The sequence below is a fragment of the Pseudomonas sp. CMR5c genome, from assembly GCF_003850545.1.
Taxonomy (GTDB): domain Bacteria; phylum Pseudomonadota; class Gammaproteobacteria; order Pseudomonadales; family Pseudomonadaceae; genus Aquipseudomonas; species Aquipseudomonas piscis.
This window is the reverse complement of sequence record NZ_CP027705.1, coordinates 1,571,589-1,588,181: the sequence shown is the minus strand read 5'-3', so window position 1 is coordinate 1,588,181 and position 16,593 is coordinate 1,571,589. Positions and strand designations below refer to the sequence as shown.

Sequence of the window (16,593 nt, the reverse complement as noted above, 5' to 3'; positions counted from 1 at the left end):
TATGGATACCTTGAGCTATCTCGGCCAGGGCTTCGGCGTCGCGCTGAGCCCGTACAACCTGGTCACCGCCCTCACCGGCACCCTGATCGGCACCGTGGTCGGCCTGCTGCCGGGCCTGGGCCCGATCAACGGCGTGGCGCTGTTGATCCCCATCGCCTTCGCCCTGGGCCTGCCGCCGGAGTCGGCGCTGATCCTGCTGGCGGCGGTCTATCTGGGCTGCGAGTACGGCGGGCGAATCAGTTCGATCCTGCTGAACATCCCCGGAGAGGCCTCCACGGTGATGACCACCCTCGACGGTTATCCGATGGCTCGCCAGGGCCTGGCCGGCGTGGCCTTGTCGCTGTCTGCCTGGAGCTCGTTCATCGGTGCCCTCATCGCCACCTGCGGCATGGTGCTGTTCGCCCCGCTGCTGGCCCGGTGGGCCATCGCCTTCGGCCCGGCGGAGTATTTCGTGCTGATGGTGTTCGCCATCGTCGCCCTCGGCGGCATGGCCGGCGACAAGCCGCTGAAGACCTTCATCGCCGCGCTGATCGGGCTGTTCCTGTCGGCAGTGGGGATCGATGCCAACAGCGGTGTGTACCGCTTCACCGGCGACAACATCCACCTGGCCGACGGCATCCAGTTCGTGGTGCTGGTGCTGGGCCTGTTCTCCATCAGCGAGATACTCCTGCTGCTGGAGAAGACCCACCGCGGCCAGGAAGCGGTCAAGGCCACCGGGCGCATGCTGTTCAACTTCAAGGAAGCGGCCTCGGTATTGGCAGTGAACATCCGTTGCGGCCTGCTGGGCTTCATCATGGGCGTGCTGCCCGGGGCCGGGGCGACCCTGGCCAGTGCCGTGGCCTACATGACCGAAAAACGCATCGCTGGCGCCAGCGGCACTTTCGGCCAGGGCGACAAGCGCGGCCTGGCGGCTCCGGAAACCGCGATCGGCGCCTCGGCCTGCGGCGCCCTGGTGCCGATGCTGACCCTGGGCGTGCCGGGCTCGGGCACCACGGCGGTGATGATCGGCGCCCTGTCGCTGTACAACATCACGCCGGGGCCGCTGCTGTTCCAGCAACAGCCGGACATCGTCTGGGGCCTGATCGCCTCGTTGTTCATCGCCAACATCATGCTGGTGATCCTCAACATCCCGATGATCCGCATCTTCACCCGCATCCTCGCGGTGCCGAACTGGGCCCTGGTGCCGGCCATCGCGATCATCACCGCGATCGGCGTCTATGCCGTGCACGCCACCACCTTCGACCTGTTCCTGATGGTGGGCATCGGCATCTTCGGCTACATCCTGCGCAAGCTCGACTTCCCGCTCTCGCCGGTGCTGCTGGGCTTCATCCTCGGCGGCTTGATGGAGCAGAACCTGCGTCGTGCACTGTCGATCTCCAATGGCGCGCTGGAGATCCTCTGGTCGAGCCCGATCACGGTCGGGGTCTGGGTACTGACGGCGTGCATGCTGTGCCTGCCGCTGCTGCGTATCTGGCGCAAGCGTTCGGCCCGCCAGCGCGTGGTGACCGATGCCTGAAGGCGCTTTGCGGCAATGGTGGGGCACGCCACTGGTGGGCCTGGCTGGCGGTTATCTCGCCAGCCTGGTGGGCTGGCCCCTGCCCTGGATGGTCGGCTCGTTGCTGGCGATCATCCTGGTGCGCTGCCTTACGCCCTGGCAGTTGGCCGAGATCCCCGGCGGACGCAAGTGCGGACAATGGATAGTGGGCATCGGCATCGGCCTGCACTTCACCCCGGCGGTGATGGACCAGGTGATGAGCCACTTCGGCCTGATTTTCTGCGGTGCCCTGGTCACTAGCCTGTCCAGCGTGATGGCGGTCTGGCTGCTGCGGCGTACCGGTGAAGACCGCGCCACCGCGTTCTTCTCCAGCATGCCCGGCGGCTCCGGGGAGATGGTCAATCTCGGCGCGCGCAACGGCGCGGTGCTCAGCCGGGTAGCGGCCGGGCAGAGCCTGCGGGTGCTGGCGGTGGTGCTGTGCGTACCGGCGGCGTTCAAGTACCTCCTGGGCCAGGGGACGCCGGTGCTGCACAGCGCCAGCGTCGACTGGCGCTGGCTGGCCCTGCTGTTCCCCGCCGGCGCGCTGCTGGCCTGGCTCTGGCAGCGGCTGCGCCAACCCAACCCGTGGCTGTTCGGCCCGTTGCTGCTCAGCGCTGTGGCCAGCATCGCCTGGAACCTGCACACCGGCCTGCCCGATGGCGCCAGCCAGATGGGCCAGTGGTTGATCGGCAGCGGCCTGGGATGCCACTTCAACCGCCAGTTCTTTCGCCGGGCGCCTTCGTTCATGGGGCGCACCCTGCTGGGTACGGCCATGAGCATGCTGATCGCCGGTCTCGCGGCCTGGTGCCTGAGCCTGCTGACCCAGCTGGACCTGCGCTCGCTGACCTTGGGCATGATGCCGGGGGGAATCGCGGAAATGAGCCTGACGGCAGAGGTGCTGCAACTCTCGGTGCCGCTGGTGACGGCGATGCAGGTGATGCGCTTGCTGTTCGTGCTATTTCTCGCCGAGCCCCTGTTCCGCCACTGGAACAAGGGCCCGTAGCCGCTGCCGCAGACTGGGTCGGGCAGCGACCACAGGGCTGGCCTACAGCGCTGGCAGGCGCCAGTCGATCGGGGTCTCGCCGCTCTGCTCGAGGAACTTGTTGGTACGGCTGAAGTGCCCGCAGCCGAGGAAGCCGCGATAAGCCGACAGCGGCGATGGATGCACCGAGGTCAACACCAGGTGCTTGGTGCTATCGATCAGCTTCTGCTTGCTTTGGGCGTGGGCGCCCCACAACAGGAACACCAGGTGCGGCTGGTGCTCGCTGACCACCTCGATGATCCGGTCGGTGAAGAACTGCCAGCCCTTGCCCGCGTGGGAAGCGGCGTTGGCCCGCTCCACGGTCATGGTGGTGTTGAGCAGCAGCACGCCCTGTTCGGCCCAGCTCTGCAGGTAGCCATGGTTGGGCGCATCGATATTCAGGTCGCGCTTGAGTTCCTTGTAGATGTTCACCAGCGAAGGCGGCGCCGGGACCCCGGGTTGCACCGAGAAGCACAGGCCATGGGCCTGGCCCGGGCCGTGGTAGGGATCCTGGCCGAGGATCACCACCTTGACCTTGTCCAGCGGGGTCGAGTTCAAGGCGTTGAAGATCAGCGGGCCGGGCGGATAGATCTCCTTGCCGGCAGCGTGTTCCTGGCGCAGGAACTCCCGCAGTTCGCTCATGTAGGGCTGTTCAAATTCGGCCCGCAGGGCCGCCTTCCAGCTCGGTTCGAGTTTGATACGATCGTCAGCAGTCATGGCCATGCCCGAGAAAAACAATGGCCGCACCCTAGGAAAGCCGACTTCGCTTGTCAATTGATCTGACACATAACCGGCACTTTCCCTCACAGCGATCATACTGACCGCTCTTGTTTAGCAACGAGGTCACGATGAACCTGCACGTCGAAGAACTCACCGCCACCGGTGGCGCGCGTATCGCCATCGCCACCCTGGACGCGGAAAAGTCCCTCAATGCCCTCTCGCTGCCCATGATCCAGCAACTGGCCGAGCGTCTCGAAGCCTGGGCCAAGGATCCGCAAGTGGCCTGCGTCCTGCTGCGCGGCAACGGCGCCAAGGCCTTCTGCGCCGGGGGCGAGGTTCGCAGCCTGGCCCAGGCCTGCCTGGCGCATCCGGGCGAGGTGCCGGCCCTGGCCGGGCATTTCTTCGCCGCCGAATATCGCCTGGACTATCGCCTGCACACCTACCCCAAGCCGCTGATCTGCTGGGGGCATGGTTATGTGCTCGGCGGCGGCATGGGCCTGTTGCAGGGGGCTGGAATCCGAATCGTCACCCCCAGCAGCCGCCTGGCGATGCCGGAAATCAGCATCGGCCTGTATCCCGACGTGGGGGCCAGCTGGTTCCTTTCGCGCATGCCCGGCAAGCTCGGCTTGTTCCTCGGCCTCACCGGCGCCCACATCAACGCCCGCGATGCCCTGGACCTGGATCTCGCCGACCGTTTCCTGCTGGATGAACAGCAAGAAGAACTGATCGAGGGCCTGCTGCAACTGAACTGGCAGGAACAGACTCCACGCCAGCTCAACAGCCTGTTCCGCGCCCTGCAGCAAGAAGCCCTGGGGCAGTTGCCCGAAGCCCAGTGGCTGCCACGCCGACCACAGATCGACCAATGGCTGGATGTCAGCGACGTGGCCTGCGCCTGGCGCGCCATCAGCCAGCTGCGCGACCATCCGGACACCCTCTACAGCCGTGCGGCCAAGACCCTGGGCGAAGGCTGCCCATTGACCGCCCACCTGGTCTGGGAACAGATCCGCCGGGCGCGCTACCTGTCCCTGGCCGAAGTGTTCCAGATGGAATACACCCTGAGCCTGAACTGTTGCCGCCACCCGGAATTCGCCGAAGGGGTACGCGCGCGCCTGATCGACAAGGACCAGCGGCCACACTGGCACTGGGCGGACATCAACGGAGTGCCGGAGGCCGTGGTGCAGGCGCACTTCCACAAGGTCTGGGAAGGCCGCCATCCACTGGCGGACCTCACCGACTACTAGTTAGTCCCAGGAAAGAATCGACAACCGTGAATCAGTGGCCGCGCCCTCCCCGGCCACGGTCGCCACGGTCATGGTGGCCATGGCCGCCCCAATCATGGCTGCCGCCATTGTTGTTCCAGTTGCCGCGGCGGTCGTGCCCGCCCCAGCCCCGGTCCGGATATGGCCGGTACAACGCGCGCGGCGCCTGGTAATAACGCGGGGACGGCTGGTAATACCGGGGCGCAGGCTGGTAGTAGCGCGGCGCGTAGTAACCACGCTCGGTGGAGTAGTAATAGGAAGAACCGCCACCGTAGTAATAGGCCGGCGCCGGGGAGCTGTAGATCTGCGAATCGTAGTAGTCCCCGGCGTAGTAAGGCGCGCACGCAGAGAGGCTGGAACCCAGCAAGGCAATCAGCAGAAGTCGACGATACATGGCGGCCTCCTGGACCGCGAAGAAGCCACACCAGCGACGCTGGCGGGCGGCAATCGGCAAATGGCCAATCGACGAAATATCTGACCGTGAAAACGCCTTTCAGTGCGTTTTATGCAACACATTGATACATGTCTGCGACCACCGGTATTCTCCCCCCAGCCCGATGAAAAAACCCGGCGAACCGTCAGCAACAACTTGACCCGCCGGCCAGCGGCAGACACCCTGCACGCTCCTTCGTCCCGTACCAAGCCGCTCTCGCCCCGACCATGAACCGACCCGAGTCCTGCCCCGCCTGTGGCGCCCGCAACGACTGCACCCTGGCTGACCCACGCAGTGCCGGCCGGGCCTGCTGGTGCTACAGCGTGAGCATCGACCCGGCCATCATCCAGGCCCTGCCGCCAGAGTTGCGCAACCAGTCCTGCCTGTGTCCGCGCTGCGCCGGGGTCGAGGCGCAACTGAGCCACGGAGAAGGCGCGAACCCCCGACCATGAACCCGCATCCACTGCCGCTCGCTGCCCTGTCCCATGCGCCTTGATCGTTTCCTCAGCAACCTGCCACGTTTCAACCGCCAGCAGGTACGGCTGCTCCTGGCCCAGCGCCGGGTGTGCATCGATGGCCAGGCGGTCAGCGATCCCAGGGTCGAAGTCCGCGAGTTCAGCCGGGTGGAACTGGATGACGAATTGCTCCAGGCCGGCAAGCCCGCACGCTACTTCATGCTGCACAAGCCCATGGGCTGCGTCAGCGCCACTCGCGATCCCGAGCACAAGACGGTGCTCGAACTGATCCACGAGCCCGATCCACAGGACCTGCACATCGCCGGACGCCTGGACTACAACACCACCGGGCTGATGCTGATCACCAACGACGGCAGCTGGTCACGGCGCCTGACCCAACCGCAGACCAAGCTGCCCAAGCTCTACTACGTGGAGACCGAGCAGGAGATCGGCCCCGAATATGTCGAGACCTTCGCCCGCGGCCTGTATTTCGCTTTCGAAGACCTCACCACCCTGCCTGCCCAGTTGCAGATCCTTGGCCCCCGCAGCGCCCGGCTGAGCATCGTCGAAGGGCGCTACCACCAGGTCAAGCGCATGTTCGGCCACTTCGACAACAAGGTCCTGCGTCTGCATCGCGAGCGCATGGGCCCGCTAGTGCTCGACGCGGGCCTGGCCCCCGGTGCATACCGGGCGCTCAGCGCCGCCGAGATCGCCCTGATCTGAAGGCCTGGGTACAGGACGACCACTGGGCGGAAGCTGTCGAACAATTTACCCAACGGCACTTGCAGGTTCGGGATTGCCCTGCTTGAATCAGTCCGTCGGCCGAATAGTGACCGACCAGTCACGAAAGAAAACCAATAAGTCTTCCACCGGCCTGAGCCCTGCCAGCTCTGCATTCCCCCGGTAACCGCCCGCCTATAACAACACCCGTCGACCTGCCTTACCGGATCGACATGGGCTTCGATTCCAGGCGTATGCCTACCTGTCACATTGACCGTGCACACTCAATCGTATGCGCGCATACCCGCTTGCCAGGAGTCTTATGACATGAGGCCAGAAATCGCTGTGCTGGATATACAGGGTCAGTATCGGGTTTACACGGAGTTCTATCGCGCAGAGGCCGCAGAAAAGACCATCGTCCTGGTCAATGGCTCGATGGCGACCACGGCGTCCTTTGCCCAGACCGTGAAGAACCTCCATCCGCAGTTCAACGTGGTGCTCTACGACCAGCCCTATGCAGGTCGCTCCAAGGCCCATAACCGGCATGAGCGCATGCTGACCAAGGAAATCGAGGGGCAGATCCTGCTGGAGCTCATCGAACACTTCGCCGCCGCGCATGTGCTGTCGTTTTCCTGGGGTGGGGCCGCGACCCTGCAGGCGTTGTCCCAGCGTCCACGGCGCATCGAAAAGGCAGTGATCAGTTCGTTCTCGCCGGTGATCAACGATCCGATGCGCGACTACCTGGAGCGTGGAGTCGACTACCTTGGCAGCCTTGACCGCCATCGCGTCGGCCATCTGGTCAACGACACCATCGGCAAGCACCTGCCATCGCTGTTCAAGCGCTTCAACTACCGCCATGTGAGCAGCCTGGCCGAGCATGAGTACGGGCAGATGCACTTCCACATCAGCCACATGCTGCACGGCGATCGCCAGTGCTACGTCAAGGCGGCGCGCAACATCCAGGTCCCGGTATTGTTCATCAATGGCGAATGGGATGAGTACACCTCGGCCAAGGATGCCCAGTTGTTCGCCAACCATGTGCGGCATTCGAGCTTCAGCACCATCCAGGCCACCGGGCACTTTCTCGACATGGAGCACAAGGCCGCCTGTCGCGACAGCCGCCGGGCCCTGCTGAGCTTCCTCAAGCCAGGCCAGCATGAGCACCAGGCGCGTCAGCACTACGCCCTGGGCCAGCATGCGCGTGCCAGTTGATGGGATTTCCCACAGGCCGCCACCGTCCTCGAACCTCATGAATAGCGGACGCGTGGCGCGCCCTGGCAATATCGAAGGGGCACGCAAGTACAGATCGGATAAAGAAAAACTTCAAATCCACGGCCACATCTGGTACAAAGTCAGCCGTTCGAGCGGGTGTCGTATAATGGCATTACTCCAGCTTCCCAAGCTGATAACGAGGGTTCGATTCCCTTCACCCGCTCCACTTCCCTTTCCATGGCAATCCGCCAACTTCGCATAACCCACTGAAACAAGAGCCCATCTTGTTTTTCCAGTCTGGCAACTCCAGCCGCAACCGCTTCCAACCAGCCTTCTTGGCCAATCATCCAGTCCAGGAATCCAGCGGAGTGAATTCGATCTGCACTTGACGGCGAACGGTGCGCAGAACAGCCGAAGCTGGCGCTCACCCACTGGATGATTCCCCTAGACGCCTTGGGGTATATGGATGAAACAACCTCAGGTTGGACGAGGCCATTGGTGAACATCACACAACGTTTTCTCGACTTCAGCAGCTACTGTGCATCCCCGAGCTGGGCTGGTTACTTTCACTCCAGGAAGGGCTATGACCGAAGAGCCTGTGCCGAGGAAGCCACTTCCATGGTCCTCGACTACCTCCGCCAGCACCCGCAAAAAGTGACGGTGTGCAGCTCACTCGTCACCTCCCATACGCAGCGACAATTGCGTGGCAAAGGGTATCGGGCACGCGAAGCGCGAGAGTTGTACGCCAGGGCCATCAATCGCTCGGGCTTTGTTGAGTTTGTCGATTACGACTACCACGACGCACCGGCAAGACTCCAGGTACGCAACATCGAACTGTCACCTGAAAACCTCGATGGTTTCCTGGCGGTGAGCCATGCAATCCTGGCGCAGAACATCTTGAGCGGTGGATTCCACGGACATATTTTTGTTGTTTTCGAGAACAGCGGATTGGTGATCTATCCCCACGACGATTGCGGTTATGGGGTTTTTGCCAGTGAGCCAGCTGCCAGCCGTGCATTCTTCGCCAGGGTCGCCCCTGAACGTTTCGCAATAACCCTCAAGGCTGACTAAAGCTTGGACCCAGGCTCGGGCGATGAAGCTGGGCAGTGACTTCAGCCATCTGCGCTCAGTAGATTTTGGCCACGACAACTCGCCAGGAAGGGCCCGGCAACGCACCCGGAGCCAGCCGGCTAGCCAGGTCGATCGGTCGTGACCAGGAAGGCCCCATAGCTGTCTGCAACGGCAGAGGTTCGGCCGGTCTCATGGGACCACAGCACCACCCGCGGCTCGCCGGCATCGCCGAGCAAGGCATAGTCGAAACAATAGTAATCGCCGGTCCCGAATTGGGCGAACGGCAGCAGGCTGGAGCACTCCACGGCTCGCCCCTCGAAGTTGTCCAGCCAAGCCTGCCAGCCGCCCTGGAAGTGGCGCACGATCGACTCCCAGGTCTTGCGTGGATCACGGGCATCGAACACCGGAAACACCTCCAGCGCACCTAGCGCCTTGCCGTTGTGCTCCAGCAGCCAATCCCTGAACGATCGGGGCAAGGCCCGCCCCAATGCCGCCTCGGCAGCGCGGATCGCCTCGATGGTGGTGCCTATCACTCTCGCCTTGACCATGATTCCTCGCCTGGATTGCATCGCCCCTCTGGCTCGGGGCGCGGCGCACGATAATGCATACCGGCACCTACTGAAAACCCGACACGGAGCAAGCAAAGCCAAAACCTGGGGCGAACCTTGCGACCGGCTTTCCATGCCTGGGCTCACCTCCCTTCAAGGATGGGTCAGGTAGCGGGCGAAGAAGTCGCCCAGATCCTGGCGCAAGGTCCGTACCGCCAGGCCGCGATCGATACTGCCGAAGTCGTCGCCCATGGCCTTGATGACCGACGCCGGGAGCACCCAGCGCCCATCGGTGAAGTCATGGTGCCCGGCATTCTCCAGCACCTTGTATGCCCCAGGCCCCCGACGGGCTGCCCACACCGCGTCCATGCTAGCGTCCCGTGGGTCCTGGCCAGCCGCATATAACAGCATGGGTTTGTTCCAGGGACCGGCCAGCTCGCCCTGGATGCTGCCGTCGAGGTTGGCCGCCGCCCGCAGGCGCGGGTCCAGGCGCGTCGCCTGCAAGGCAGCCGAACCGCCGAAGGAATGGCCCAGGGCTGCGACGTGCTCGAGGTCCAGGTGTCCGCCTAGCAGGTGCTCCGGCTCCTGGTTACGCAGCTGCAGCCAATCGAGGGTACTGCGCAGGTCCGCCACCACCGAAGGCGCGGCGGCCGCGAGTTGTTTCTCGTCCTGCTCGAGCACGTCCAGGACCGGGACCACCCGGCCTCCCGGCAGCACCGTGACCCCGGAAATGTAAGGGTGATTGATGGCTACCACTACATAGCCACGGCTGGCCAAGTCTTCCAGCAGGCCGCTGTAGAGCTCGGCCACTGCTCCCAGGCCGGGAGAAAACAGCAGCACCGGATACTGGCGGTGCTTTTCCATCCTGGCTCCGGCCGCCGAATGGCTGGCGACCTCCACCGCGCTTCCGGCTTGCATCGCGGCCAGGGCCTCGGGTTCGGCGTACTCGGCACGGGGCAGCCTGCCGGCAGGCGCAACGATCGGATACCAGACTTTCAATGCCAGCTCGCGGCGGGCGCCGGCGACCTTGGAAAAGATCTCCGCACGCGCCGGATCGCGCAAGGCGAAAGCAGCCTTGCCCACGCACCAGGCGCCGCTGGGCGCCGGCACCTGCCTGGCCTGCAGGCCCGCCGCCGGCAACTCGCAGCGCCGCGCATATGGCTGCTCCAGCGCGGCATTGCTGCAACTGGCCAGGCTGAGAATCACTACACCGCAACTCGCCATGACTCTGACGAACTTCATCATCGAGCAATCCCTTGGTCATTCGGATCGGAAATGAGACGGCAGCGTTCTCCTGGTATCAGGAGACCTGCCGACCCCAGCCTAACGAGCGCCCCAGGGCCGTTCATCTCCAAGTGTGGGGATTTTGTATAGAAAGGTTAAACGCCCGATGACAACGGGGCTCAAGCAACGGCTTGCGGCCCTAGAAACCACCCTGCAGCGGAAAGCGCTGCGCTTCGCTACGGGCCAGGAATTTATCCTGGGCCATGGGCCGGGCCAGGAAGTAGCCCTGGGCCTCGTCACAGCCGAAGGACCGCAACATCTGCAGGCACTTGAAGCTCTCGATGCCCTCGGCCACGGTGCGGTAGCCCAGTTCGCGGGCCAGGGCGATCACCGAGCGGGTGATCTTCTGGTGCTGGGCGCTGCTCTCAAGGTCAGTGACCATGGATTTGTCGAGCTTCACCACATTGGCCGGAATCTGGTGCAGATAAGCGAAGTTGCTGTAGCCGGTACCAAAATCGTCGATGGCCACATCCATGCCCAGGGCGCGAATCTTGCTCAACTGCTCCAGCACTTTCGGGTTGGAGCGCAACCAGGCGCCTTCGGTGATCTCCACTTCCAGGCGTCGGGGATTGATGCGGTGGCGCAGGCAAGCATCGCGCAACACATCGGCGATGTCCTGGTCCTCGAAATCCTGGGGTGACAGGTTGATCGACAAGCGTTGCACATCACTGGCGCTCCATAGGTGCAGCTTGTGCAACACCGCATCGATCAGCCAGTGGGTCACCTGGTGGATCTGGGCATTGCGCTCCATCACCGGAATGAACTCCGCAGGGGAAATCGGCCCCAGCCAGGGATGGTCCCAGCGGATCAGCGCCTCGGCACTGACCTGGGCGCCATCGGGCAGGGCGAAGCGCGGCTGGAACATCAGGTAGATCTGCCCGGTGTCCAGGGCTTCGCCGATGTCCGCGGCCAGGTTGAAGGCACGCCGGTAGGCCTGGTCGCGCACCAGGTCGTAGGGCGCCCAGGTACAGCGCTCCAAGGCAGCCAGCTCCAGGGCGAACATGGCCTTGCGCAACACGTCCGGCACGGCGTCATGGTCCGTGGAAAACTCCACCATGCCCGCGCACACTCCGGGGACCATCGGCAACTCCAGGCCCGGCGGCTGGCGGCGCAGGCGGCGCACCAGGCCCTCCAGCAAGCGCTCGACCCCAGGAGCGGCCGGTAACAGGAAGCCGAAGCGCTTGGCCGAGACGTGATAGACCCGCACATGCCGCCCAAGGTAGGCGAGCAACTGCTGGGCAAGAAAACGCACGATGATCTCGAACGGCGCCATGCCCAGGGCCAGGGTCAACTCATGGGCCACGGTCATGTCCACCGCATCCACCAGCACCAGCACCCGTCGCTCCCCGGGGTGTTCGTCCGCCAGGTCATGCAGGTCGCACTGGAACTGCTCGCGGTTGGGCAGGCCACTGACCGGATCACGGCGGGTCTGGCGCTGGCGTTGCTCGATCTGCTCCATCACCAGGGAGGCCAGGTCACGCAGTTGCTGGCGTTCGGCGGCATCGAGCCGCTGCGGTTGCTTGTCGATGACGCACAGGCTGCCGATGGCGTGCCCCGTGGAAGTGATCAAGGGCGCCCCAGCATAAAAACCTATGCCCGGGGCCTCGGTCACCAGCGGATTGGCATGGAACCGCACGTCCTGGCGAGCGTCCTGAACTTCGAACACCTCATCGGACTTGATCGTGTAGGCGCAGAACGACTGATCGATCGGCGTCTGCTCGACGGCAAAACCCACCCGCGACTTGAACCACTGCCGATCACGATCCACCAGGGTGATCAGCGCCGTGGGGACCTTGAAGAACTGCGCGGCCAGGCGGCAGATGCGATCGAAGCTTTCGCAGCGGGCCGTATCCAGCAGCTCGAGGGCATACAAGGCGGCCAGGCGCTGCTCCTCGGCCAATGCCTTATCCGGCATGCCGCGACTCGGACAGGATCAACACCATCATCAAAAAACCTATCTCAGTAGCGAAGGGGGGAGTACAACACCCGGAGAATTGCCCTACGACCAAGTAGTGGCACTACGATATCCATCGACAGCATGCCGTAGTGACTAGTGCTTGCCAATTCCATCCGTCGGACGAACGGTCATCCAACGCCCCAGCAGTATCGCCCGCAAAGAACCGTGCCAGAGCTTGCGCTCCCGAGGACGCGGGTGCCCGCACAATTCCCCGGTCCTGGCGCACTGCCGATCCTGACGCTGACCGCGGGCAAAAAAAACGATCCAAGGATCGTTTGCTTCGCTGCTGCTTGTGTCGCTATTGCAAGGAAAGGCCGGGACCTGGTCCCGGCCTGTTTGCCCCCTGTCACTGCCCAGCTCCTGCCGGGCGTGGAGTTTTTTAGCAGTCGGCACCTGTCTGCCAGCTGAACCTGCCCGGAGCATTCGTGACAAATAATGACAGGAACCGTGCTCCAGTAGGGCTTGCAAAGCGGGGTCTGCCCCGGGAGCATTGCCGCCCCGGCACCAAGGTGCCCATCCATGGAAGGCGTCGCCTGTGAAAAAACTTCTCGTGCTGTTGTTCCTCGCCCTGCTGGTCCTGCTCAACGTCGGCTACTACACCGAACTGGAGGAAGCCGAGACCCATACCCGCTGGTTCATCAAGCACTCGCCAAGCCTGCGCCTGGAGTTCTTCAACATCCACGCCAATGATGGTGACTACCGCAAGGTGGAGAAGCTCACCGGCGAACAACGACAGATGATCATCGACTACTGCAAGTACCGCCTGGGCATCGAGACCCAGGTCACCACCCAGGCCGACGTGGAGCGTTGCGCCAAGCTCTAGCCCTTGTCTCCCCTCGCCCACCGGCCGGCACAGAGTCGTCGGGCATGACCAACGCCGTTCCGGGGATGGTATGGTGTTCGGCTGCCCTGCGTGCAGGGCCCACTGGAGGAGCGCTACGCCGAACGCCAAGGCGCGAGGCTTGAGGAGGTCACTGAACAGCTATGTGCAATGCCGAAGATATCTACACCGCCGGTTGGGTACTGGTGGTCGTGTCCGCGCTGGTTTCCCTGGCGATCCAGATCTACCTGGGCTATTTCAGGCTCGATGACATGGTCAGGCATCTGTCGCGGTGCCGAGTCATCGCCATCCGCATGCCGCTGCTGGGCAAGGATCCCCTGAGCCGCTTCTTCATGTTGCTGTGCATTGGCGGCATGTTCGCCATGCCCCACCTGTTCTTGCGCAACGGTGGAATGAGCGTGCGCGACTATCGCAACTTCCCCCTCGGCCTGAAGTGGCTGATCAATCTATTCCAGCTCTCGGCCCTGGCCGCCGGCATCGCCTTCCTGGTGCTGTGGTGGGTCGGTCGCCATCTGTGAGTGCCAGGCGAGGCGCCGGGATCCGGCACCTCGCCCGCGCTGTCAGCGAATAGCCGGGGAGCGGCTTTCGGCCTGGTGCCGCTGAAAGTCTTCGCGGGTCATTTCCAGGAAGCGGCTGGGCACACCTTCGAACTCGCCATCGTGGCTGACCCGAAAACCGATCTTGCGAGCCACCGCCAGCGACGCGGCGTTGTCCACATGGGCGTCGGCCACCAGCCGGTCGATGGACGGATCGGCGAAGGCATGCTCGACGATGCGCCTAGCGGCCTCGGAGGCCACTCCACGTCCCCAGGCCCGACGCACCAGGCGCCAGCCCATCTCCAGCTCCGGCCCCACGGCCTCGAACGGAATGAACGAGACCCAGCCAAGGAACTCTTCCGGCTCTTGCCTGGCAAAAATCGCCCAGTAACCACAACGCTCGCCGAAATCCCGGGACATCCGCCCCCGCAGGAAATCCCGGTGCCATTGCCCACCGTCCCAGGTTCCTGGGATGAATTGCGTGACCTGCGGATCCTGGTCCATGCGCAGGCAGGCTTCGAAGTGCTCGAGGGTCCGGGGTCGCAACAGCAGGTTGGGGGTTTCGAAATGCAGTTCCATGGCTCGTTTTCCTGGTCGAAGGCTGCCCATGAAACCGCAGCGCCAGGCAAAAGAGAATCACTGCCGGCAGCAAATCCACCTGCCAAGGTCGCTACCTGGCGCGCCGACACCTTTGGACATGATCGTTCAGACCCTTCTGATTGAATGACATATGATCGCAATTGAGAATCACTTCCAAATAAACAGGAGGCGCAATCTCAATGTCCAACCCCAACCGCCCACATCCATGGAAGCTGCTGCCCACATCCCTTGGCCTGCTGGCATTCGGTGAGGCCAGCCTGGCAGTCGCCACGCAAAACCCCGGCCACTCATCCGATGCCGCAGCCGTCACTCTCGATACCACCCATGTCAGGGGCGAGCACGAACCCGGATACAAGCGTGAAACTTCCGAATCGGTGAAGTTCACCGCACCGCTGCGAGAAACCCCGAAGTCGGTGACCATCATCACCGAAACCCTGATGCAGGAACGCGCGGTATCGACCCTGGCCGACGCACTGCGAACGACGCCCGGCATCACCTTCGGCGCCGGCGAAGGTGGTACGCCACTGGGCGATCGCCCTTTCATCAGGGGCTTCGAGGCCAGCACCGACATCATGATCGATGGCATTCGCGATGTTGGACGCATGACCCACGAGGCCTTCAACGTCGAGCAGATCGAAATCCTCAAGGGACCAGGCTCGGTCTACTCCGGGCGCGGCTCCACCGGCGGCAGCATCAACCTCATCAGCAAGACTCCAAAGCGCGAGTCCTCCACGTCCGCCAGCCTGACCCTGGGCTCCGACCGCCTGCGGCGCAGCACCCTCGACCTCAACCAGTACCTGCCCGAACAAAACATGGCCCTGCGGCTGAACGCCATGAAACACGAAGCAGATACTCCCGGACGCGATGATGTCGAAGTCACCCGTTGGGGCCTGGCGCCGAGTTTTTCCTTCGGCCTGGACACCGATACCCGTGGCACGCTGAGCTACTACCACATGCAGAGCGACGATATCCCCGACCAGGGACATCCGGTGTCGGCCATCACGGGCAAGCCGGTCAAGGTCGATCGGGACAACTTCTACGGCTTTGCCAAGCGCGACTTCCGCAAGACCTCCGCCGATATCGCCACCCTGCAACTGGAACACGACTTCAACGACCAGCTGACCCTGCGCAACACCACACGGCAAGGGCGCAGCATGCAGGACTACATCATGAGCCGGCCGACTTTCGGCACCGATACGGACTCCATCGGTAATGAACTGGCCGGTGTGGTGATGCGCGGTCCGGCTCGCGGCAGGAACGTGGTCAACACTTCGTTGATCAACCAGACCGACATCTTCGGTAAATTCGACACCGGTCCCATCGGCCACAGCTACAGCGCGGGCCTGGAGTTCTCCCGCGAGCGGATCGATGTGAAGAACCGCTACTCGCCCTCCCGTCGAGGCTCCGACCCAGGCGACCTGCACACTCCCAACCCCCGCGATCCCCATGCCCCGGTAGCACGAGGCCATGGCAACCACGACGTCACCCGGCACAACAACCGCGCCCTGTACGTGATGGACACCCTGGCCCTGCACGAGCAGTGGGACCTGAACCTTGGCGCACGCTTCGATAGCTACCACGTCCGGGACGCCGTGCAGAGCAATCGCAGCAACATCTGGACCTACCAGGGCGGTATCGTCTTCAAGCCCCAGCCCTACGCCAGCATCTACTTGTCCTACGGCACCTCGTTCAACCCATCAGGGGAAACCGCAGGCCAATCGGGAGGAGCCGATGGCGCCGCCGGCGGGCGCTTGAGCAACCTGGATCCGGAAAAGAGCCGCAGCATCGAACTGGGCACCAAGTGGGACCTGCTCGATCAGCGCCTGGCCCTGACGGCCGCCGTTTTCAAGACCGAAAAGTCCAACGCCCGGACCTACGACCCGATCAGCAACGAAGTGACCCTGGATGGCAATGTCGAGGTCAAGGGTTTTGAGGTGGGCGCCACCGGCCATCTCACGGACCAGTGGGAAGTGATGGCAGGCTATACCTATCTGGACGCCAGGACGGTCAAGTACGCCTCAGGCAGGAACACCAACTTCGACGGCAATCGCGCCAAGTTCATCGCCCCCAACAGCGGTTCGGCCTGGACCACCTACAGCCTCACCGATCGCTGGAAGGTCGGGGCCGGGGCCAACTACGTGGACAAGCGCTACACCGACGACGCCAACACCCGCAGCCTCGATTCCTATTGGCGCTACGACGCCATGCTGGCCTATCGGGTGAACCGGAACCTGGACCTGCAACTCAACCTGCTCAACCTTACCGACGAGACCTACTACGACGCGTCCCACGTCGGCATGTTCGCCATCGTCGCCCCTGGGCGTTCCGCAGAGCTGGCGGCCAACGTCCGCTTCTGATGTCCTGAATACACGAAGGCCGGCTGCACATGCTCGTGACGCCGG

General features: G+C 63.5%; 16 protein-coding genes and 1 tRNA gene. 11 read left to right on the top strand and 6 right to left on the bottom strand.

Annotated features, from left to right (window positions below):
• Position 1 precedes the first annotated feature (1 nt).
• Both C4K40_RS07365 and C4K40_RS07360 read left to right on the top strand, forming a co-directional pair.
• Positions 2 to 1,516: a tripartite tricarboxylate transporter permease gene (locus tag C4K40_RS07365; protein ID WP_053135326.1), complete on the top strand. Its 1,515-nt coding sequence runs from the start codon at positions 2 to 4 to the stop codon at positions 1,514 to 1,516.
• Positions 1,509 to 2,537 carry an AbrB family transcriptional regulator gene (locus C4K40_RS07360; protein ID WP_053135329.1) on the top strand — a complete coding sequence of 343 codons (1,029 nt, stop codon included), beginning with the start codon at positions 1,509 to 1,511 and terminating at the stop codon, positions 2,535 to 2,537. Before C4K40_RS07365 ends, C4K40_RS07360 begins: the two co-directional genes overlap by 8 nt.
• A gap of 42 nt (positions 2,538 to 2,579) precedes the next feature.
• On the opposite strand, the gene ung is transcribed toward C4K40_RS07360, so the two are convergent.
• The gene (gene ung, locus C4K40_RS07355) at positions 2,580 to 3,272 is read right to left on the bottom strand and encodes a uracil-DNA glycosylase (RefSeq protein ID WP_031321099.1); all 693 of its coding nucleotides are present in this window, start codon (positions 3,270 to 3,272) and stop codon (positions 2,580 to 2,582) included.
• 131 nt (positions 3,273 to 3,403) lie between these two features.
• Between ung and C4K40_RS07350 the strand changes: the two genes are divergently transcribed.
• Complete coding sequence (locus C4K40_RS07350; RefSeq protein WP_053135331.1) at positions 3,404 to 4,516, top strand: enoyl-CoA hydratase/isomerase family protein; 1,113 nt, start codon at positions 3,404 to 3,406, stop codon at positions 4,514 to 4,516.
• Positions 4,517 to 4,547: 31 nt separating this feature from the next.
• Here the strand turns inward: C4K40_RS07350 and C4K40_RS07345 are convergent, their stop codons facing one another.
• The gene (locus C4K40_RS07345; RefSeq protein WP_053135334.1) at positions 4,548 to 4,928 is read right to left on the bottom strand and encodes a hypothetical protein; all 381 of its coding nucleotides are present in this window, start codon (positions 4,926 to 4,928) and stop codon (positions 4,548 to 4,550) included.
• A gap of 266 nt (positions 4,929 to 5,194) precedes the next feature.
• Between C4K40_RS07345 and C4K40_RS07340 the strand changes: the two genes are divergently transcribed.
• From C4K40_RS07340 to C4K40_RS07320, 5 genes are all read left to right on the top strand, one after another.
• A complete protein-coding gene (locus tag C4K40_RS07340; RefSeq protein ID WP_083456954.1) occupies positions 5,195 to 5,419 on the top strand; it encodes a cysteine-rich CWC family protein in 225 nt (74 codons plus the stop codon).
• Positions 5,420 to 5,452: 33 nt separating this feature from the next.
• On the top strand, positions 5,453 to 6,145 hold the full coding sequence (locus C4K40_RS07335) for a pseudouridine synthase (RefSeq protein ID WP_053135337.1): 693 nt from the start codon (positions 5,453 to 5,455) through the stop codon (positions 6,143 to 6,145).
• Positions 6,146 to 6,469: 324 nt separating this feature from the next.
• Positions 6,470 to 7,354: an alpha/beta fold hydrolase gene (locus C4K40_RS07330; protein WP_022642845.1), complete on the top strand. Its 885-nt coding sequence runs from the start codon at positions 6,470 to 6,472 to the stop codon at positions 7,352 to 7,354.
• A 152-nt stretch (positions 7,355 to 7,506) separates the two neighbouring features.
• Positions 7,507 to 7,580 (top strand) — tRNA-Gly (locus tag C4K40_RS07325).
• Between the two features lie 392 nt (positions 7,581 to 7,972).
• The gene (locus C4K40_RS07320) at positions 7,973 to 8,425 is read left to right on the top strand and encodes a hypothetical protein (protein ID WP_053135340.1); all 453 of its coding nucleotides are present in this window, start codon (positions 7,973 to 7,975) and stop codon (positions 8,423 to 8,425) included.
• Positions 8,426 to 8,544: 119 nt separating this feature from the next.
• Here C4K40_RS07320 and C4K40_RS07315 read toward each other — a convergent pair whose 3' ends face one another.
• From C4K40_RS07315 to C4K40_RS07305, 3 genes are all read right to left on the bottom strand, one after another.
• Entirely contained in the window at positions 8,545 to 8,973 is a 429-nt protein-coding gene (locus C4K40_RS07315; protein WP_053135343.1) for an SMI1/KNR4 family protein, read from the bottom strand.
• Positions 8,974 to 9,126: 153 nt separating this feature from the next.
• Positions 9,127 to 10,215: a hypothetical protein gene (locus C4K40_RS07310; protein WP_164485012.1), complete on the bottom strand. Its 1,089-nt coding sequence runs from the start codon at positions 10,213 to 10,215 to the stop codon at positions 9,127 to 9,129.
• 181 nt (positions 10,216 to 10,396) lie between these two features.
• The gene (locus tag C4K40_RS07305; protein WP_053135348.1) at positions 10,397 to 12,172 is read right to left on the bottom strand and encodes a sensor domain-containing phosphodiesterase; all 1,776 of its coding nucleotides are present in this window, start codon (positions 12,170 to 12,172) and stop codon (positions 10,397 to 10,399) included.
• Positions 12,173 to 12,749: 577 nt separating this feature from the next.
• Between C4K40_RS07305 and C4K40_RS07300 the strand changes: the two genes are divergently transcribed.
• Positions 12,750 to 13,037 carry a hypothetical protein gene (locus C4K40_RS07300; protein WP_031321097.1) on the top strand — a complete coding sequence of 96 codons (288 nt, stop codon included), beginning with the start codon at positions 12,750 to 12,752 and terminating at the stop codon, positions 13,035 to 13,037.
• 161 nt (positions 13,038 to 13,198) lie between these two features.
• Entirely contained in the window at positions 13,199 to 13,573 is a 375-nt protein-coding gene (locus C4K40_RS07295) for a hypothetical protein (protein WP_053135351.1), read from the top strand.
• A 42-nt stretch (positions 13,574 to 13,615) separates the two neighbouring features.
• Here C4K40_RS07295 and C4K40_RS07290 read toward each other — a convergent pair whose 3' ends face one another.
• Complete coding sequence (locus C4K40_RS07290) at positions 13,616 to 14,170, bottom strand: GNAT family N-acetyltransferase (protein WP_022642838.1); 555 nt, start codon at positions 14,168 to 14,170, stop codon at positions 13,616 to 13,618.
• 200 nt (positions 14,171 to 14,370) lie between these two features.
• On the opposite strand from C4K40_RS07290, the gene C4K40_RS07285 reads away from it, so the two are divergent.
• A complete protein-coding gene (locus C4K40_RS07285; RefSeq protein ID WP_053135354.1) occupies positions 14,371 to 16,548 on the top strand; it encodes a TonB-dependent siderophore receptor in 2,178 nt (725 codons plus the stop codon).
• Positions 16,549 to 16,593 lie beyond the last annotated feature (45 nt).